Below are 20,624 nucleotides of genomic sequence, written 5' to 3' on the forward strand. Positions count from 1 at the left end.
CGACAATAAATAAGTTCACAAAAAAATTAAGCGAATATTTGTTATAGTTACAAAGATAAATTAACAAATTAAAAAAAACAGGTTAAAATCACTTATTTTAAAAGAAATAATTTATGTACCCAATTTTATATTTATTAAACACTAGAAATTTATAATATTTTCAGTCATATATCTTTTTATAAGTAATCATTAGAAATAGAGAAGTTTCATGAAAACGCCATTTAGCAAAATGGACGGTCTTGGAAATCAAATTATTGTTGTTGATATGCGTGAAAGCACATACGCTCTTACACCACAAGCAATCCTTGCTTTGTCGGCAGATCCAGAAATGCATTTTGATCAAATCATGGCTATCCACACACCAACCCAAAAAAAAGCCGACTTCCGCATAGAAATATGGAATGCTGACGGATCAATGGCTAAAGCTTGTGGCAATGGTACCCGCTGTGTCATCGCATGGCTTAAAGATCACAATTTTGGTGAAAAATTTCATTTAGAAACTCCCGCTGGAATTATTGAAGGAAAATACCAAACCGATAATCTCATTTCTGTTGATATGGGATGCCCAAATTTCAATGCAAAAGAGATGCCTGTTTCACGTGAAATAGTTGATACCAATCACGTAGAAATTATGGCTGGTCCCCTAAAAGACGCTTGTCTCATATCCATTGGCAATCTCCATGCTATCTTTTTTGTTGAAAATGATATTCAACATATTCCATTAGAAAAATATGGGACAAAGCTTGAACATAATCCCCTGTTTCCCGAACGATGCAATATTTCCATTGCTTGCATAACGTCAAAGAAAAGTCTAAATTTACGTACATGGGAGCGAGGGGCAGGATTAACACAAGCATGTGGGAGTGCTGCTTGTGCAAGTGCAGTGGCTGCTTATCGTCGTGGACTTACAGAGCGCCATGTTGATGTAAATTTACCAAAGGGAACACTTAATATTTTTTACCGAGAAGACGATCATATTATCATGACAGGACCAATTAAATATCACTTTAGTGGTTTTTTAAGCCCTTTAACAGGGTGCTACAAAAAGGATCACTCCTGATGGCAATAGAAATTGTAACTTTTGGTTGTCGACTTAATAGCTACGAATCGGAAATCATTCGCAAAGAAAGTACTTCTTCAGGGCTAGATCAGCTTAAAGATGGTGCTATTATCTTTAATACCTGTGCTGTCACTGCCGAAGCCGTACGACAAGCAAAACAAGCTATCCGCAAAGCAAGACGTGAAAATCCTCATGCGCGTATCATTATAACAGGGTGTGCAGCCCAAACAGAAGCACAAAATTTTGCCTCAATGACAGAAGTAGATCTTGTTTTAGGAAACGAAGATAAACTTCACGCTCATTCTTATCGTCAACTTCCTGATTTTGGTATTAATCATTATGAAAAGGTGCATATCAATGACATTATGGAAGTACAAAAAATTGCTCCACATATGGTCAGTGCAATGCAAGAGCGCACCCGCGCTTTTGTACAGGTACAAAACGGATGCGATCACCGCTGTACATTTTGCATTATTCCTTATGGACGAGGACCATCTCGTTCAGTTCCCATGGGTGCTGTCATAGAACAAATTAAAAAGCTGATAGGTGGGGGTATCCAAGAAGTGGTCCTTACAGGTGTTGACCTTACAAGTTATGGCCACGATCTTCCTGGAAAAGCTACTCTAGGAAAATTAACTTCAGCTATTTTGCATCATGTCCCTGACTTAGCCCGATTACGCCTCTCATCTATTGACTCTATTGAAGCAGACGAAGAACTCATAAATCTTTTAGCTTATGAAACAAGAATCATGCCCCATTTGCATTTATCTTTGCAAGCAGGTGATAATATGATTTTAAAACGGATGAAACGGCGTCATCTGCGCGAACATGCCATTCAATTTTGCCAAGAATTGCGTGCCAAACGTTCTACAATGGTTTATGGTGCCGACTTAATTGCTGGTTTTCCTACAGAAACAGAAGAGATGTTTCAAAATAGTCTTGCCTTAATCAAAGACTGTAATTTAACCCATCTCCATGTCTTCCCCTTTAGTCCAAGAGAAGGAACACCTGCCGCACGTATGCCACAAATCAACCGTAAAATAGTTAAGCTGCGTGCTGAAAAATTGCGTAAAGCAGGTGATATGGCTTACCAAAAACATCTTGCTCATTTACAAAACAGTCTACAAACAATTCTCGTTGAAAAAGATGAAATCGGACGAACAGAAGATTATACTCTTGTACAAGTTAAAGGTGCAAAAGCAGGAACAATTGTTCAAGCCCTTATAGTTGATCATGATGGCGATAAATTGATTGCTGTCCCTCCAAAATTAAACGCTGCTTGAGCAGGAGAATTCTTATGACTAAATCTTTTATAAAAAAAATATTCTCTTTTAACAAATCTCAAGAGCAAGAAATTGAACAACAGATTTCTATTCCTGATAAAAGCGATATAATAGAAGAAAATAATGAAAAGACAAAAAATAATCAAATTTCTATAGACACAGAAAAAGAAGAACAAACAAAAAATCCAGAGTCAATACTTACAAAATATGATGAAAAATCTCCATTTCTAGAATCCCATTCTGATAAAATTCCCTTTTCTGGTAAAATTATTATCACAGACAACATCCGTGAAAAAAAGAATGAAGAAATTTTATCTGAACCTTCTGTTGAACAAAAAAAGACAGCGTGGTTTGGGCGCCTTAAAAAAGGACTATCCCTTTCTTCACAACGCCTAAGCGGATCAATTGGCGATCTCTTTGTTAAAAGAAAACTTGATGAAGATACATTGCAAGAGCTCGAAGATATTCTTATCCAAGCTGACATAGGTGTAGAGACGGCAACACGCATCACAAATACTTTAGCTTCCAGTCGTTACGGAAAAAACCTCTCCCCAGATGATATTCATACTATTGTAGCTGACGAGATCAAAAAAGTTCTGGAACCTGTTGCAATACCATTAGAACTTGATCTCAGCCATAAACCTCATGTTATTTTGCTGGTAGGTGTAAATGGCACTGGAAAAACGACAACTATTGGAAAACTTTCAGCCAAATTAACAGAAGGGGGATTAAAAGTTATGCTGGCAGCAGGTGATACTTTCCGAGCCGCTGCTATTGAGCAACTACACATTTGGGGTGAACGTACCAATTCTCCTGTTATTTCGACAAAATTGGGTGCAGATGCCGCCAGCTTAGCATTTGATGCTTATGAAAAAGCAAAAAAAACAAACAGTGATGTATTAATTATTGATACAGCCGGGCGTTTACAAAATAAATCTGAATTAATGGATGAGTTGGCAAAAATTATTCGTGTTTTAAAAAAACACACCCCCCAAGCACCCCACACAATCCTTCAAACTCTTGATGCAACAACCGGACAAAATGCACTCAACCAAGTGAACATTTTCCGTGATATTTCTGGTGTTAATGGTTTAGTTATGACAAAGCTAGATGGGACTGCACGAGGAGGAATTATTGTCGCTATCGCAGCAAAATATAAATTACCCGTTTATTTTATCGGTATAGGAGAAGATATTGAAGATCTTCAACCCTTTTCTGCTTCTGACTTTGCCGAAACTATTGCAGGAAAACACGCATGAAACAGCCTTTATCTAATCTTAATTTACACAATAATTCTGAAAAAAAGATGAATAACAATAAAAAAATTTCTCTCTCACCAACACTTAAGTTTCTTTTGGAAATGGGTCCATTGGTTGCCTTCTTTTTTGCCAATTATAAGGGAGAATGGCTGATAAAAAACATTGGATTTTTTCAAAATTTTAGTAAGCCTATTTTCCCTGCAACAGCTATTTTTATGGTGGCTATTATTATTTCCCTAAGCTTATCATGGATCCTTGCAAGACAAATTCCTATTATGCCTCTTATTTCAGGAATATTTGTTTTAGTTTTTGGCTTTCTAACTCTCTGGCTTCATAATGAAACTTTCATAAAAATGAAACCAACAATCATTAATAGCTTATTTGCTTTTATACTTTTTGGTGGGATGTTTTTTAAAAAACCACTTTTACGTTATGCTCTTGATTCTACCTTAAAACTTGATGATTTAGGTTGGCAAAAACTTACCTATCGTTGGGCGTTTTTTTTCATTTTTCTTGCCATTTTGAATGAAATAATTTGGCGTAATTTTAGCGATAATTTCTGGACAAGTTTCAAAGTATTTGGCGTCATGCCTATAACAGTCCTTTTCATGCTTACCCAAATGCCTATAATTATAAAACATTCAAAAGGACTTTTTACAGAAGAGGACAAATCTGATTCTTAAAAAAATCATCACTACCGATTATTTTATAGATTCATCGCCAAACACTGTTCGGGAGAAAAAATATGTTGATTGAACAGTCTATTTGTCGAGAAGACAATTTCGGTGTACTCCTTCATGATAAAAAAAGTGGTATGACAGTTGCAATAGATGCTCCTGAAGGCAAAGCAATTCACAATGCCTTAAAGCGCCGCAATTGGACACTTAACACTATTTTTGTAACTCATCATCATCACGACCATGTAGAAGCCCTATCAGAATTAAAACAAGTTTACAACGCTACGGTTATCGGACCAGAAGCAGAAAAAGAAAAGATCAATCATCTTGATAAAACACTTCAACCTGATGAAAGTTTTTCTTTTGGCTCACACCTTCTTTTAGCTCTTTCAACACCTGGTCATACTCTAGGCGCATTATCTTACTATTTTCCTGAAAAGAATTTACTCTTTGCTGGAGATACACTTTTTTCATTGGGCTGTGGACGTCTTTTCGAAGGAACACCAACACAAATGCTGAATTCTTTAAAAAAACTTCGTAAACTTCCTGATGAAACACTTCTTTATTGTGGACATGAATATACAAAAAATAACGCTCTTTTCGCACTAACAATTGACCCACATAATAAAAAACTCCACCAAAGAATAGAGGAAGTTTTTTTGCTACGTGCAAAAAACGCTATGACTTTACCAGTAACTTTAGGGCAAGAAAAAGCCACCAATCCCTTTCTCCGCTGGGATGACAGTGTGTTGCGAAGAAACCTTGTAATGGAAGAAGAAACAGATGAAGAAGTCTTTGCTGAAATTCGAAGAAGAAAGGATAATTTTTAACTATGCGTAAGTTTGTATTACGTTTGTTCCTGCTTTTTCTTTTCGTGATACATATTCAACAAACAATGGCAGAGGAAAAGGAAACAGATAATTCTTCTCTTATATCATCTCTCATTGCAAATTATCCCTTAACGGAAGATTTTCTTTTAAAGCTGGAAAAAATTGAAAAAGAATGTAAAAACTTACTTCCAGAAACAAAAAATAATCTTATAACTTATGATTCTAATATCCACTCTAGTATTGAAAATTACACTACCTATATTTCTAGTAAACCAAAACTTGTAAATATTTTAAAAGAAAATAATATAACACCGAAAGATTTTGCTTCAGGAACCTTAGCTCTTAAAGAAATATCAACGCTTCTCATATTTGTACCTGAAAAGGAATATTCTACTGAGAAAAATGCTATATTTCTAAACAATCTTGAATTTGTTAAAAAACATTTTTTAAAAGCGACAATTCTTTTAGATAGCTGTGAAAAATTCATTTTGAGCAACTAATCAGCTATGACACATTAAAAAATATCATCCCATTAATCTAATAAAAAAAGTCTGTGCATTAAAAAATCACCGTGTTTTTATCATTCCTAATAATTGGGTTTATTTCGATTATATTTAACAAATGTTTTTATAAAAATAAAGAATAACAGACGAAAAAATATTTATTGAAATTCAAAAAAAAAGGATAATTTTTAGTTATGTTTAAATTTCTATTGTGCTTTTTCTTCATTTTTCCTTTTGCATCATACGCTCAAGAAAAAAAACAAGAAATAGATGATCTTTCTTTTATACCGCCTTTCATTGCAAATTATCCCTTAACAGAAGATCTTCTTTTAAAGCTGGAAAAAATCAAAATAGAATGTAAAAATTTATCTTCAGAACCAGAACAAACAAATAAAAAAAGTGATTTCAATAATTATAATGATAATATTAAAAAATACGCTGCCTATATTTCTAATAATCCAAAACTCGTGAATATTTTAAAAGAAAATAATATAACACCGAAAGAGTTTGTTATTGCTCACCTAGCACTTCAAGCGACATTGTATGTACTTACTGATGAAGAAAATTCTACTTATGAAAAAAACTTTTTACCTTCAAGCAATATAGAATTTGCTAAAGAGCATATGTATAGAATAATAAAAATTTTAAAAGATAACTGTTAAAAAAACTTTTTAGAACAATTGATTAACTTTGTAAACGCCGACAAATTTCATCTAATTGTTCTAATGAAGAGTAATGTATTTTTAAATCTCCACCTTTTTTACCATGTCGAATAATAACTTTCATTCCTATCACATCTGCAAGTAATTTTTCTAAAGATTTTGTTTCAGCATCTTTCTCCAAATTGGTACGTTTTTTAGTTTTAGGATTAGCTTGCTCATATGCAAGTATTTCTGTTTGACGTACAGAAAGCCCTTCACGAATAATTTTCTCAGCTAAATTTTGTGGGTCATCAACGGTTATAAGACAACGTGCATGACCTGCAGAAAGTTGTCCATCAGTTAAGAATTGTTGTACTTTTTCTGGAAGTTTTAACAAACGAAGCGTATTTGCAACATGACTACGACTTTTTCCTATAACTTGCGCTAAATCTACTTGCGTATAATCATGTTCATTTAGAAGCATCTCATATCCCTTTGCTTCTTCGATAGGATTAAGATCTGCACGTTGAACATTTTCAATAATTGCCAATTCCAAAGCCGTTTTATCGTCCACATCACGAATAATAACGGGTAATTGACTTAAATTTGCACGTTGTGCTGCACGCCAGCGCCGTTCACCCGCAATCAATTCAAACCGATGAGGATGATCTCTTAAAGGCCTCACAATAACCGGTTGAACCACACCGTGTTGACGAATTGATTGTGTCAAATTATCAAGCTCTGTTTCAGTAAAATGACGCCGAGGATTGTGAGGATTACATGAAATAGATTCAATAGAAATAAATCGCTCAGAAATACTACCGGATTCATTTAATTTATCAAAGCTTGATGAACGTGCAATGTTATTGTTTAAATTGATATCTCCAATCAATGCCGCTAATCCACGTCCTAGTCTTTTTTTTGATAGATCATCGTTCATAATTTTGCTCTTTGAATTTTCTTACAAAATTTTTTACATTTTTAAGCAGCAGCACGTGCTTGTTTTTCACGTTGAATCATTTCTGATGCTAGACGCAAATAAGCTTGGCTCCCAGCACATTTAAGATCATAAAGCAATACAGGTTTGCCAAAAGAAGGCGCTTCTGATACTCTTACATTTCGTGGAATAACAGTACGATAAACTTTATCTCCCATAAAAGAACGTACATCTTCAACAACTTGATTTGAAAGGTTATTACGTCCATCATACATTGTTAGAACAATACCTTGAATCTCTAAAGATGGATTGAGTACGGATCGCACTTGTTTTACTGTTTCAAGTAATTGACTTAAACCTTCAAGTGCTAAAAATTCACACTGCATAGGCACTAAAACAGAATCCGCAGCCCCCATAGCATTAAGTGTTAAAAGATTAAGGGAGGGAGGACAATCAATTAAAATATAATTGAATTTTTCTTCCATTTCCGGATCATCATAGAGAGCTTTACGTAAGCGTTGTATGCGATCTTTTGATGAAGAAATTTCCATTTCCACACCTAAGAGATCAAGTGTAGAGGGAACTATATAAAGATTGGGTACGGCTGTTTTTAAAGCCGCCTGTGTAATTGAAACGCCCGAAACCAAAACATCATAAGAAGATAAAGGACGGCTATTACGATCAATCCCTAAACCTGTACTAGCATTACCTTGTGGATCAACATCCATAATAAGGACATTTTCACCAATAGCCGCTAAAGCTGTAGCAAGATTAATTGCTGTGGTTGTTTTACCGACTCCACCCTTTTGGTTTGCAATAGCGATAATTCGTGTTTCGCTCATTTTGCTCTACCCTCTATATGATCGAATATGAGAAATTTCCAAAATAACAGAATTTTCATCAACTTTACTTTTATGTTTTAACAGATCAAAGTGCCAATTGGCAGAGGCATTTTTTATTTCTGTAGAGTAATCCCGACCTTTTTGCAAAAGAGCTATTGTTTTTTCTGTTAATAAAGGAAAAATGAGTTGTAAAAGAGTATCAAGCGGCGCTAATCCCCGTGCCGTTATAATATCAGATCTGGGAATTTTTTGATATATATCTTCAATTCTAGCGTAATAAACCGTTGCTGGAAGATTAAGTTGAGCAATAACTGTTCGCAAAAAAGCAACTTTTTTCCCATTACTTTCAACAAGATTAATATGTCCTGCTTTTTTTTCTTTCAAAAAGATAGCAATCACAATTGCAGGAAAACCTCCTCCTGATCCTAAATCACACCAATGTAAAGAATGAGCATACAAAGGAAAAATTTGTGCTGAATCTAGAATATGTCGTGTCCATAGATCTGGTATAGTTGTAGCAGATATCAAATTAATATGTGCATTCCAATGAAGTATTAAAGACTCAAACTGAATTAAATTTTCCATCGTTTCACGTGAAACAGAAGGAACAATATTTAATAATTGTTTATATTTTTTTTCTGTAGAAAAATTCATTAAGCTGTTTTAGCCTTTTCACGTCGTTGACGTTGAATATATGTAATAATAAGCGATAAAGCGGCGGGTGTCATGCCATCAATTTTTTGTGCATCAGCAATTGAACGCGGCGACACTTCTTGAATTTTTGATTTAAGTTCATTTGAAAGACCTGAAATTGCCTGAATATCAAGAGAAGAAGGAATTTCTAAACGCTCATCTCTCTGAAGAGAGGCAATATCTTGTGCCTGTTTATCTAAATAAACGGCATATTGTGCTTCAATTTCTAAAGATTCTGCTGTTTTAGAATCAATTGTTTGTAATTGTGGCCAAAAATCTGAAAGACGCTCTAAGGTCATATGAGGATAAGCAAGAAAGTCATAAGCCGAACGCCGAATTCCATCATGATTAACATGTAATCCATGAGCAGAAGCTTCATTGGGCGTTAAAAAAAGATTTTGACATATTGATCGTGCTTGATCAAGCCGTTGTTGTTTTTTCTGATAACATTCCCAACGTATTTTACTCACAATACCCCATTTTTGTGCCAAAGGTGTTAAACGCGTATCAGCATTATCAGATCGTAAAGATAAACGAAATTCAGCACGTGATGTAAACATCCTATAAGGTTCACAAACACCACGTGAAACCAAATCATCAATCATAACACCAATATAAGCAGTAGAACGACTTATAAGTATTTCATCTAATTTACCTACTTTACGTGCAGCATTTAATCCAGCTAAAAGTCCTTGTGCTGCTGCTTCCTCATATCCTGTTGTACCATTAATTTGGCCTGCTAAGAACAAACCCTGTAAAGAACGTAATTCTAAGTTTCTCGTTAATTGTTGTGGATTAACAAAATCATATTCAATAGCATAACCAGGTTGCAAAACTATAGCATTTTCCAATCCTTCAATGGTTTTCAATAGAGAAATTTGTACATCTTCAGGAAGAGAAGTAGAAAGACCATTTGGATAAACAGTATCATCATTTAATCCTTCTGGTTCCAGAAAGATCTGATGTCCATCACGTTCTCCAAATTTCACAATTTTATCTTCAACAGAAGGACAATAACGTGGTCCTAACCCTTCAATATTTCCAGAATATAAAGCAGAGCGATAAATATTCTCGCGAATAATTTGATGTGTTTTCTCATTTGTACGTGTTATTGCACATTCAATTTGTGGTTGTTCAATTTTCTCTGTTAAAAGAGAAAAGGGTATGGGATTTTCATCTGCTTGTTGTTTTTGGAGAGCTTCCCAAGCAATTGTTTTTTTACTCAAACGAGCAGGGGTTCCTGTTTTTAATCGTCCAAGTTTTATATGATATTTTTTCAAATGTTCAGCAAGTTTTACACTTGACTGATCTCCCATACGACCAGCAGCCCATGTTTTATTACCAATATGAATAAAGCCATTTAAAAATGTACCTGTTGTCAAAACAACAGCACCAGAAAAAATTGTTCCTTGTTTTTTTAAAATAACACCTGATACACAATTATCTTTAACAACCAGATCAATAACTTCATCCTCAATAAGAGTAAGATTTTCTTGTTCTTTTAATAATTTTTGAATTGCTTTTTTATAAAGTTGTCTATCTGCCTGTGTCCGTGGTCCTCTTACTGCCGGTCCTTTACGTCTATTAAGTAGTCTAAACTGAATTCCAGCAGCATCCGCTGCTCTTCCCATGAGACCATCTAATGCATCTATTTCACGAACTAGATGCCCTTTTCCAAGTCCACCAATAGCAGGATTACACGACATTGTTCCCAGTGCTGATATTTTATGTGTAACAAGCGCTGTTTTGGCTCCTACACGTGCTGAAGCTGAAGCCGCTTCACAGCCAGCATGACCACCACCAACAATAACAACATCATATGATTGCATTTAATTCATTCCGTAGAAAATATTCTAAGGTTTCACGTGAAACAGGATATAAATTACATAATCTTTATAATCTGTCTATGAAATAATCAATGTTTCACGTGAATCATTATTTACCAACACAAAATTCTGAAAAAATAATATCAAGCAAATCTTCAACATCAATATCTCCTGTAATTTTCCCAAGAAAATCACTTGCACGACGGAGATGTTCTGCACGTAAACTGAGATCAAGAGAATGATAATTAAGAGAAAATTCAATCTCTTTAACAGCCTGCTTTAATAATTGAAGTTGCCTTTTACGTGCTGGAACAATATTTCCAATTTCAGAAGCACGATGATGACAAAATGATTCAAGTTCTCTTATAAAATAATCAAAATTTAAACCAGTTAATGCGGAAAATTGTATAGACCAACGCTGATCATTTTTTTCATAAAGATCAAGCTTATTGCCAACACACCATATTTCAGCCGATGTTTCTGGTAAATCAACTTGCTTAGGATTTCCTATATCATAAACCAAAATAACCAAATCAGCTTCCATAACATGCTGTTTAGCAACTTCTATTCCCATCTGTTCTATTTTATTTTCTGTTTTTCTAAAACCAGCAGTATCGGTTAAAAAAATAGGTAAATCACCAAGAATAATTCTCATTTCTAAAGCATCACGGGTTGTTCCTGCTTCTTCCGTTACAATAGCAACAGATCTTCCTGAAAGACGATTCATAATGCTTGATTTTCCAGAATTTGGAGCACCAGCAATAACAATTTTTAATCCATCACGTAAAATACTCGCACGTTCTCCTTCAGTAATATATTCCCGAATAGAAGTACAAAGATCCTCAACATCTTTCCAAACTTTATCAGATATTGCGTTGGGAATATCTGCTTCATCAACAAAATCAAGTTCTGCCTCAATAAAAGCACGCGCCTTCATAAGCTTATGACGCCAATCACGATAAAGCGTCGTTAAATGTCCACTTGTACCCATAACAGCTAAACGCCGTTGGCTTTCCGTTTCTGCTTCTATTAAATCAGCAAGACCTTCTGCTTGAACAAGATCTAATTTTCCTTCCATAAAAGCACGACGTGAAAATTCACCTGCCTCTGCAATACGGCATCCAGAAAATGTCGACAATTCATCAAGAAAACGATTAACGACTGCTTTTCCTCCATGTAAATGGAATTCTGCACAATTTTCCCCCGTAAAACTATGAGGAGCAGGAAAAAAAACAGTTAAACCAGAATCTAAAAAACTACCATCACGAGCAGTAAGATTTCCATAATGCATAAAACGTGCTTTAGGTAAACTACCACAAAGCGTTTTAACTATATCCACAACATGAGGACCAGAAAGCCGAATGACTGCAACCCCTGAAGGTAACAATCCACTCGAAACAGCAAAGATTGTATCCACAGGTTTTATCCTAATAAAAACTTTAATGACTCTACGTATTCATTGAATCAAAAAATTCACTATTATTTTTTGTTTGCTTTAATTTATCAATCAAAAATTCAATTGCATCTGTTACATTCATAGATGCTAAAATACGACGAAGAACAAAAATTTTGTGTAAATCTTGTCGTTCTACCAGAAGTTCTTCTTTACGCGTTCCTGACTTTAAAATATCCATAGCAGGGAAAATACGTTTATCAGCAACTTTTCGATCAAGAACAATTTCCGAATTACCTGTTCCTTTAAATTCTTCAAAAATAACCTCATCCATACGACTTCCTGTATCAATCAAAGCCGTTGCAATAATGGTTAAAGATCCGCCTTCTTCAATATTACGTGCTGCACCAAAAAAACGTTTTGGACGCTGGAGGGCATTTGCATCCACACCACCTGTTAAAACTTTACCCGAAGAAGGAACAACTGTATTATATGCACGCCCAAGACGTGTAATAGAATCGAGAAGAATAACAACATCACGCCCATATTCAACGAGACGTTTGGCTTTTTCAATAACCATTTCTGCCACTTGTACGTGACGTATTGCAGGTTCATCAAAAGTAGAAGAAACCACTTCTCCTTTTACTGAACGCTGCATATCAGTAACTTCTTCTGGTCGTTCATCAATTAAAAGAACAATGAGATAACATTCAGGATGATTAGTGGTAATAGAATGAGCAATATTTTGAAGTAAAACTGTTTTTCCCGTTCGAGGAGGAGCTACAATTAACCCTCTTTGTCCTTTTCCCAATGGAGATATCAAATCAATCACGCGTGATGACATATCTTTCTCTGTAGGATCTTGTATTTCCATTTGGAAACGTTCATTTGAATAAAGAGGAGTAAGATTATCAAAGTGGATTTTATAACGAATCTTTTCAGGTTTTTCAAAATTAATTGTATTAATTTTAAGGAGAGCAAAATAACGTTCTCCCTCTTTTGGACTGCGTATGGGTCCTTCAATTGTATCGCCTGTTTTTAAAGAAAACGACTGTATTTGTGCAGGTGAAAGATAAATATCATCAGGACCAGGAAGATAATTAGCATCAGCAGATCTCAAAAATCCAAATCCGTCTTGTAAAACTTCAACAACACCTTCTCCTATAATTTCAACGTCTTGTAGAGCAAGTTTTTTCAAGATAGCAAACATTAATTCTTGTTTGCGCATAAGGGAGGCATTTTCAACTTCTAATGTTTCAGCAAAAGAAACAAGCTCAACGGGATTTTTGCTTTTAAGTTCTTGTAGTTTCATTTTTTGCATGAAATATGCTCTTTGTAATTAAGGAGAAGATTGTTCTAAATAATTTATGGAAATTTATGAGTGAAATATTATTAAGAAAAAATATCCTACACTCAATTTTTTTAATCTGCAAGTACCATTTATATGAAATTTGTTCCTGTAATATTAAGTAATTATATAAAAAACTTGAAAAAATATAAAATCCAAATAGTATTTAATTATTTTAATAACAAAAATGTGAGTTAGAATTATAGCATTAATGAAATGCTATTCAAAAGTATTTTTTACAGAAATTTATATTAATTAATTTATATTAAAGAAAGGATTATTCTTATTTATAACTGTGTTTAGTGTGGATTATTATTTATCCTCAATTTTATCCACAAAAGGAACTGAAAAAAGAATAAAAATATCACTATCTTAAATATATTATCCCCTCTTTTTTTATAAGAGGGATTAAATTATCACAAGCATTTAATTTGTGCATAAAAAAGGAGAATTTTTTATAAATTTTAGTTTTATAAAAAACGGTGAGGATATATACACATGTCTTAACAAGGAGTTAAAATTTTTGTGACAAAAGAAAAAAAAATCTTTCATTTACACATGCTTTCTGATGCAACAGGAGAAACATTAATTTCTGTTGGAAGAGCTGTAGCATCGCAATATGCAATGATTCAGGCAACAGAGCATATTTATCCTATGATTCGTAATAGAATACAGTTACAGAAAGCTCTTGATGAAATACAACAAGAGCCAGGTATTGTTCTTTACACAATGATTGATGAAGAATTTAAACTTCTCCTTCAAAAAAGGTGTAAAAAAATGAAAGTTCCCTGTATTGATATATTGCATCCTGTTTTAAATGCTTTTCAGTCTTACCTTGGAATGCCAACAAATTTACGTGCGAGCGCACAACATGATCTTAATGCAGATTATTTTCGCCGTATTGAGGCACTGGATTTTACAATAGAGCATGACGATGGACAGTCTTCCAGTAGCTTATCCGAAGCAGATGTGATCCTTGTGGGAATTTCAAGAACCTCTAAAACGCCAACAAGTATCTATTTAGCAAATCGCGGAATAAAGACAGCTAATATTCCTCTTATTCCTAATATTGATTTGCCAGAATCCCTTTTAGAGGCAAAAAAATCTTTAATTATTGGTTTAATTGCTTCAGCTGAAAGAATCTCACATATCCGCCAAAATCGAGATTTGGGAGAAAGTTTTGCTCTTGATAATTATACAAATCGTATCAACATAGCTGAAGAATTAATCTATGCAAAACGCATTTGCGAACGTTTTGGTTGGCCTATTATTGATGTCACAAGACGTTCTATTGAAGAAACTGCTGCTGCAATATTTGAACTGTTATCACGATTTCGTGAAGGAAATGAGAGAAAATTCTCATGAACGCAGATACTTTAATATTAGCATCTCTTAGTTTTTACCGTGCAAAATTATTAAAAAAAGCAGGCTTAAATTTTTCCATTGAAGGAGCTTCTTTTGATGAAAGAGAAGTAGAAAAAAAAGCAAAAGAAAAAAAACCTAAAGAACTCAGCTGTTTTCTTGCGAGTGCAAAAGCAAAAAATGTTTCAGATCGTTTTCCTGATGCTTTCGTTATTGGTTGTGATCAAGTTCTTGATTTGGAAGGTCAAGTTTTTCACAAAGCAAAAAATATTAAAGAAGCATATCAACGTTTATGTGAGTTATCAGGAAAAGCCCATTCTCTTCATAGTGCAGTAGCTTTATTTAAAAATGGTCAAAAAATTTGGGTTGAAGCTTTTAGTGCACATATGTCCGTCCGTTTACTCTCATCAGAATTTATTGAACGTTATTTAGCACGCGTAGGAAAAGATGTTTTAAACAGCGTGGGAGTATATCAAATTGAAGGAGAAGGAATTCATCTCTTTGAAAAAATTGAAGGAGATTTTTTTACCATTGTTGGTTTACCTTTGCTGCCTCTACTCATAAAACTGCGCCACTTAGGAATTATTGATGGTTGACTTAACAATAAAAAAAACAAATTATCCGCGTGCTTTTGTTGTTGGTTCTCCAATTCATCATTCAAAATCGCCAAAAATTCACAATTTTTGGCTTAAACAATATGGTTTACAAGGAGAATATATTGCACAAGAAGTAACATCTGAAGAATTCAGTCATTTTATTGCGTCTTTACAAAAAATAGGCTTTTGTGGAGGAAATGTTACTTTGCCTTATAAACAGGAAGCTTTTCGTTTAGCAGATTATAAAGATGAGAGAGCAACAATGATTGGTGCTGTTAATACACTTTGGTATGAAGGAGATAAGCTTTGTGCCACGAATAGTGATGCCTATGGTTTTAGCGCTAATCTTGATGATTTTGCATCTGATTGGGGAGGGGAAACAGCTCTTGTTTTTGGAGCAGGTGGTGCCGCACGCGCTATCATATATGCCTTAAAAAAACGCGGATTTGAACAGATTTATTTAATTAACCGTACAAAACAACGTGCTGATAATTTAGCTCAGCATTTTGGAAAAATCATTAAAGTTTACGATTGGCATAAAATCCATGAAATACTTCATCAAGTTGATTTGATTGTTAATACAACATCTATTGGTATAAAAATTCCAGAAGAAAAAAGTGATTCTTTTTTTTGTGATTTTCATAAAGCAAAAAAAACGGCGTTAGTAACAGATATTATTTATACACCATTGATAACTCCTTTTTTACAACAGGCAAAGGCTTGTGATCTCAAGACGGTTGATGGGCTTGGGATGCTTCTACATCAGGCTGTTATAGGGTTTGAACAGTGGTTTGGAATAAGACCACAGGTGACAAAAGCGTTACGGACAGCCATTTTAGATGATATGAGTGAAAAAAGAGAATGAAGATCGTAGGATTAACGGGATCAATTGCTATGGGAAAATCAACAGTTGCTGATTTTTTCAAGCAAGCGGGTATTTCTGTTTTTAGTGCTGATGAAGCAGTAAAACAGCTTTATAAAAGTGAGCCAGCTTTGTCATTCATAGAGCGTATTTTTCCTGGTGTTGTTGAAAACGGTGAAGTTAATCGTTTGAAACTTTCTGAAATTTTGATTGATGATAAAGAGAAATTAGAAAAATTAGAAAAAATAATTCATCCTTTGGTACAAGAAAAAGAAGGGAAATTTATTGATATAGCGCGTGAACAAGGGAAAAAATTAGTTATTCTTGATATTCCACTTTTGTTTGAAAAAAATGGTGAAAGTCGTGTGGATAGCGTTATTGTTGTTTCTGCTCCACCAGAAATACAAAAAGAACGTGTCATGATTCGCCAAGGTATGAATGAGAAAAAATTTGCCTTTATCAATGCTCAACAAATGCCAGATGAAAAAAAACGAGAACGTGCTGATTTTATTATTGATACAGGGAAAGATTTAGAAAATACCCGTCAACAGGTTTTTGATGTGATAAAAAAATTGCTAAAGAATTAAAATCATGCGTGAAATTATTTTTGATACAGAAACAACAGGTTTAGATAAAGAGAAAGATCGCATAATCGAAATTGGTTGTGTAGAAATGGTTGATCGTTATCTCACAGGACGCCAATTTCATGTTTATTTAAACCCTGAAGGCGTTATTATTCCTGATGAAGTTGTAGCAATTCATGGATTAACCAATGAACGCTTGAAAAACGAGAAAAGTTTTAGTGATATTGTTGATGAATTTTTGGAATTTATCAAAGACGCGACAATGATTGCGCATAATGCGAGTTTTGATATTGGTTTTATTAATGCAGAATTAAAACGCGTCAACAAACCGCTTATCAGTGTTGATAATATTCTTGATACATTGGCTATGGCGCGGCGTAAATTTCCTATGGGTCCTAATTCTCTTGATATTTTATGCAAACGTTTTGGAATTGATAACAGCCATCGTGTTCTTCATGGTGCTTTGCTTGATGCAGAGATTCTAGCTGATGTTTATATTGAGCTCATCGGTGGAAAACAAGGTGTATTGGGTTTTGATAACAGAAGGGGTATTGATGAACATATCCAGAACGATAAAGATACATCTTATGCCGTTAAAATTCGCCCACAGGCTTTACCTTCAAGATTGAGTACGCAAGAAAAAAAGTTACACGCTGATTTTATCTACAAAATGGGTGAAAAAGCTCTGTGGAAAAACTTCAAAATTCATGAATAACATCATCTTTTATCTAAAAGAGTCACGATTGAAATTAAAGGATATCGAGGTCAAAAAAAACGGTCGTTGTGGGGAGGGGAACACCACAACGACCCTGTCGCTACATCGTACCTCAGCTATCATAGGAGGAGCAAAATGAAAGCTATTAATCCTGTAACAGCAAAGAAAAGCTCTAGGTACTTAATATAAAGTGCAACGACTTCACGTCTTATGAAGAGAAAAAATGGCTTTTTAGAGGCAAAGTGAAAAAATATATAAGGGTAATTTGTTTTTTTAGCTGAAATGGAGAAAAAATTGTTATGAAAGCAACAGATCATCTTTTTTTGGTTGACGGATCAGGCTATATTTTTCGTGCTTATTATGCTTTGCCGCCTTTAAAACGTAAAAAGGATGGACTTCCTGTAGGAGCAGTAGCTGGTTTTTGCAATATGTTATGGAAATTACTTTGTGATGCTCGTAATACAGCTACAGGTGTCGTTCCAACACATTTTGCTGTTATTTTTGATTATTCATCTGATACTTTTCGGAAACAAATTTATCCTGAATATAAAGCGAATCGCGTTGAACCTCCTGAAGATCTAATTCCTCAATTTGCGCTAATACGCCAAGCAACGAAGGCTTTTAATTTGCCTTGTATTGAAAAGGAAGGCTTTGAAGCGGATGATTTAATTGCTACCTATGCAAAGTTGGCAACAAAGGTTGGGGCAAAAACAACCATTATTTCTTCTGATAAGGATCTTATGCAACTCGTAAATACGCATGTATCTTTGTATGATGGAATGAAAGATAAGCATATAGGTATCTCAGAAGTTATAGAAAAATGGGGTGTTGCGCCTGAAAAAATGATTGATTTACAAGCATTAATTGGAGATTCAACGGATAATGTACCGGGTATTCCAGGCATTGGTCCAAAAACTGCAGCTCAGTTGTTAAATGAATTTGGTTCTCTTGATCTTTTATTGCAAAACGTAACAAAAATTAAACAAACAAAACGACGTGAAAACATTCAAGCTTATAGAGAACAAGTTAAAATATCTCGTGAACTTGTCAGGCTTAAAACAGATGTTCCTATAGATAATGATTTAGATGATTTTATTTTGGAGCCACAAGATGGTCCACGTTTAATTGCTTTTTTGAAAGCGATGGAGTTTTCAACATTAACGCGTCGCGTGGTAGAGGCAACGACATGCGATGCAGCTGTTATTGACGCACTTGATATAGATGTTGAATGGGAAAAACTAAGCCCCAGGAATGATTCTTATATCAAGAATACTGAGCGCGCATCTCTTCATAATTTTTCTGAAAATTCTCCACAAGTTTTTGCACAAAAACGTAAAGATCAAGCGCTGACTCAAAAAATTACAAGAGATGCTTATACAACAATTCTTGATGAGGAAATTTTAAAAGACTGGTTATCACAAGCACAAGAGCAGGGTTTTTTCGCTTTTGATACTAAAACAACATCTCTTGATCCGATGCAAGCAAAGCTTGTTGGTTTTTCACTCGCATTACAGCCGGAAAAAGCAGCTTATATACCTCTTGAACATTTTGATGAAGGAGAAGAGGATCTTTTGAGGGGCGGGCGCATTGTCTCACAGATTGAGGACCAAAAAGCTTTAACACTTTTAAAACCGATATTAGAAGATTCAGCGGTGTTAAAAATTGGTCATAATATAAAATATGATTGGTTGGTGATGAAGCAATACGACATTATGATAAGCTCTTTTGACGACATCATGCTTTTATCATATGCTTTTGATGCTGGAATGTTAACCCATAATATGGATGATTTGTCTGAACGTTGGCTTGAGCATAAACCAATTGTCTATAAAGATTTAACACATAACGGGAAAAAAATTACTTCTTTTGCACAAGTAGATTTAAAACAAGCAACCCTTTATGCGGCGGAAGATGCTGATATAAAGCTACGTCTTTGGCAAGTATTGAAACCGCAACTTGTTGCTCGTGGAATGACAAAAATTTATGAGCGTCTTGATCGGCCTCTTGTAGAAGTTCTTGCAAGAATGGAAGAACGGGGGATTCTTATTGATAGGCAGATTTTATTGCGTCTTTCAGGAGAGTTAGCACAAGCTGCTTTGATTCTAGAAGAGGAAATTTACAAACAAGCTGATGAAAAGTTTAATCTTGCTTCGCCAAAGCAATTAGGGGATATCCTTTTTGGCAAAATGGGATTGCCTGGAGGCGCTAAAACTAAGGGTGGACAATGGTCAACTTCTGCACGGACCTTAGAAGAGTTGGCTGCTGAAGGTCATATTTTACCGCGTAAAATTATTGAGTGGCGTCAACTTTCAAAGCTAAAATCTACCTATACAGATGCCTTGCCTTCTTATATTTTTTCAAAAACAGGGCGAGTTCATACAAATTATTCTTTGGCAATAACATCAACAGGTCGGTTATCATCATCAGAGCCAAATTTGCAAAATATTCCAGTGCGAACTGCTGAAGGACGTAAAATTCGAACAGCTTTTATTGCTCCCAAAGGACATGTGTTACTTTCTGCTGATTATAGTCAGATTGAGTTGCGTATTCTTGCACATATTGCGGATATAAAAGCATTAAAAGAAGCTTTTGCTAAAGGGCATGATATTCACGCTATAACGGCATCACAAATGTTTGGTGTTGCGATAGAAGGAATGCATTCAGATATACGACGGCGTGCAAAAGCGATTAATTTTGGTATTATTTATGGTATTTCAGCTTTTGGACTAGCCAATCAATTGGGAATTTCACGCCAAGAAGCGGGTCGTTATATTCAACTGTATTTTGAAAGATTTCCAGGAATTAAAGATTATATGGAGAAGACCAAAATCTTTGCACGTGAAAATGGTTATGTAGAAACAATTTTTGGACGTCGTATCCATTATCCAGAGATAAAAGCAAAGAATGTAAAAATTCGTTCTCTTAATGAGCGGGCAGCTATCAATGCTCCAATTCAAGGTTCTGCAGCAGATATTATTCGCCGCGCTATGATACATATGGGAGATGCTTTAAAAGAAGAAAAACTATCAGCAAAAATGTTGCTGCAAGTTCATGATGAACTGATTTTTGAAGTACCAGAAGAAGAAAGTAAAAAAACTATGACTGTTGTTAAAAATGTTATGGAAAATGCTACAATACCGGTTCTATCTTTATCTGTACCGCTTGAAGTAAAAGTTATGACGGCTCAAAATTGGGATGAGGCACATTAATTTT

The 20,624-nt window shown here is 34.7% G+C and carries 19 protein-coding genes; 13 read left to right on the plus strand and 6 right to left on the minus strand.

Annotated features, from left to right (window positions below; genetic code table 11):
- Window positions 1-208 precede the first annotated feature (208 nt).
- From dapF to ACFIMX_RS00310, 7 genes are all read left to right on the plus strand, one after another.
- Entirely contained in the window at window positions 209-1,060 is an 852-nt protein-coding gene (gene dapF, locus ACFIMX_RS00280; RefSeq protein WP_375639462.1) for a diaminopimelate epimerase, read from the plus strand.
- On the plus strand, window positions 1,060-2,343 hold the full coding sequence (gene mtaB, locus ACFIMX_RS00285; protein ID WP_375639464.1) for a tRNA (N(6)-L-threonylcarbamoyladenosine(37)-C(2))-methylthiotransferase MtaB: 1,284 nt from the start codon (window positions 1,060-1,062) through the stop codon (window positions 2,341-2,343). The genes dapF and mtaB overlap by 1 nt, the downstream gene beginning before the upstream one ends.
- A 14-nt stretch (window positions 2,344-2,357) precedes the next feature.
- Complete coding sequence (gene ftsY / locus ACFIMX_RS00290; protein WP_375693875.1) at window positions 2,358-3,602, plus strand: signal recognition particle-docking protein FtsY; 1,245 nt, start codon at window positions 2,358-2,360, stop codon at window positions 3,600-3,602.
- The gene (locus ACFIMX_RS00295) at window positions 3,599-4,285 is read left to right on the plus strand and encodes a septation protein A (protein ID WP_375620900.1); all 687 of its coding nucleotides are present in this window, start codon (window positions 3,599-3,601) and stop codon (window positions 4,283-4,285) included. The genes ftsY and ACFIMX_RS00295 overlap by 4 nt, the downstream gene beginning before the upstream one ends.
- A 62-nt stretch (window positions 4,286-4,347) precedes the next feature.
- A complete protein-coding gene (gene gloB, locus ACFIMX_RS00300; protein WP_375693876.1) occupies window positions 4,348-5,109 on the plus strand; it encodes a hydroxyacylglutathione hydrolase in 762 nt (253 codons plus the stop codon).
- Window positions 5,110-5,111: 2 nt separating this feature from the next.
- Window positions 5,112-5,609 carry a hypothetical protein gene (locus ACFIMX_RS00305; protein ID WP_375693877.1) on the plus strand — a complete coding sequence of 166 codons (498 nt, stop codon included), beginning with the start codon at window positions 5,112-5,114 and terminating at the stop codon, window positions 5,607-5,609.
- A 197-nt stretch (window positions 5,610-5,806) separates the two neighbouring features.
- Window positions 5,807-6,274: a hypothetical protein gene (locus ACFIMX_RS00310; protein WP_375693878.1), complete on the plus strand. Its 468-nt coding sequence runs from the start codon at window positions 5,807-5,809 to the stop codon at window positions 6,272-6,274.
- 22 nt (window positions 6,275-6,296) lie between these two features.
- On the opposite strand, the gene ACFIMX_RS00315 is transcribed toward ACFIMX_RS00310, so the two are convergent.
- From ACFIMX_RS00315 to rho, 6 genes are all read right to left on the minus strand, one after another.
- A complete protein-coding gene (locus tag ACFIMX_RS00315) occupies window positions 6,297-7,193 on the minus strand; it encodes a ParB/RepB/Spo0J family partition protein (protein WP_375684768.1) in 897 nt (298 codons plus the stop codon).
- Window positions 7,194-7,234: 41 nt separating this feature from the next.
- Complete coding sequence (locus ACFIMX_RS00320) at window positions 7,235-8,032, minus strand: ParA family protein (protein ID WP_375617447.1); 798 nt, start codon at window positions 8,030-8,032, stop codon at window positions 7,235-7,237.
- Window positions 8,033-8,038: 6 nt separating this feature from the next.
- Entirely contained in the window at window positions 8,039-8,686 is a 648-nt protein-coding gene (rsmG, locus tag ACFIMX_RS00325) for a 16S rRNA (guanine(527)-N(7))-methyltransferase RsmG (RefSeq protein WP_375693879.1), read from the minus strand.
- Window positions 8,686-10,554, minus strand: a complete 1,869-nt coding sequence (gene mnmG / locus ACFIMX_RS00330) for a tRNA uridine-5-carboxymethylaminomethyl(34) synthesis enzyme MnmG (RefSeq protein WP_375693880.1) — start codon at window positions 10,552-10,554, stop codon at window positions 8,686-8,688. Before mnmG ends, rsmG begins: the two co-directional genes overlap by 1 nt.
- A gap of 106 nt (window positions 10,555-10,660) precedes the next feature.
- The gene (mnmE, locus tag ACFIMX_RS00335; protein ID WP_375693881.1) at window positions 10,661-11,968 is read right to left on the minus strand and encodes a tRNA uridine-5-carboxymethylaminomethyl(34) synthesis GTPase MnmE; all 1,308 of its coding nucleotides are present in this window, start codon (window positions 11,966-11,968) and stop codon (window positions 10,661-10,663) included.
- Window positions 11,969-11,999: 31 nt separating this feature from the next.
- Entirely contained in the window at window positions 12,000-13,265 is a 1,266-nt protein-coding gene (rho, locus tag ACFIMX_RS00340) for a transcription termination factor Rho (RefSeq protein ID WP_015857121.1), read from the minus strand.
- A gap of 552 nt (window positions 13,266-13,817) precedes the next feature.
- Here rho and ACFIMX_RS00345 point away from each other — a divergent pair.
- From ACFIMX_RS00345 to polA, 6 genes are all read left to right on the plus strand, one after another.
- Window positions 13,818-14,657: a pyruvate, water dikinase regulatory protein gene (locus ACFIMX_RS00345; protein WP_375693882.1), complete on the plus strand. Its 840-nt coding sequence runs from the start codon at window positions 13,818-13,820 to the stop codon at window positions 14,655-14,657.
- A complete protein-coding gene (locus ACFIMX_RS00350; RefSeq protein WP_375693883.1) occupies window positions 14,654-15,250 on the plus strand; it encodes a Maf family nucleotide pyrophosphatase in 597 nt (198 codons plus the stop codon). The genes ACFIMX_RS00345 and ACFIMX_RS00350 overlap by 4 nt, the downstream gene beginning before the upstream one ends.
- Complete coding sequence (locus ACFIMX_RS00355) at window positions 15,243-16,115, plus strand: shikimate dehydrogenase (RefSeq protein ID WP_375684770.1); 873 nt, start codon at window positions 15,243-15,245, stop codon at window positions 16,113-16,115. The genes ACFIMX_RS00350 and ACFIMX_RS00355 overlap by 8 nt, the downstream gene beginning before the upstream one ends.
- Window positions 16,112-16,699 carry a dephospho-CoA kinase gene (gene coaE, locus ACFIMX_RS00360; protein WP_375617454.1) on the plus strand — a complete coding sequence of 196 codons (588 nt, stop codon included), beginning with the start codon at window positions 16,112-16,114 and terminating at the stop codon, window positions 16,697-16,699. Before ACFIMX_RS00355 ends, coaE begins: the two co-directional genes overlap by 4 nt.
- Window positions 16,700-16,703: 4 nt before the next feature.
- A complete protein-coding gene (gene dnaQ / locus ACFIMX_RS00365; protein WP_375617455.1) occupies window positions 16,704-17,411 on the plus strand; it encodes a DNA polymerase III subunit epsilon in 708 nt (235 codons plus the stop codon).
- A gap of 299 nt (window positions 17,412-17,710) precedes the next feature.
- A complete protein-coding gene (gene polA, locus ACFIMX_RS00370; RefSeq protein ID WP_375639475.1) occupies window positions 17,711-20,620 on the plus strand; it encodes a DNA polymerase I in 2,910 nt (969 codons plus the stop codon).
- Window positions 20,621-20,624 lie beyond the last annotated feature (4 nt).

It is taken from the genome of Bartonella sp. AD24XZML (assembly GCF_042196485.1).
In the GTDB taxonomy this organism is placed as follows: domain Bacteria; phylum Pseudomonadota; class Alphaproteobacteria; order Rhizobiales; family Rhizobiaceae; genus Bartonella.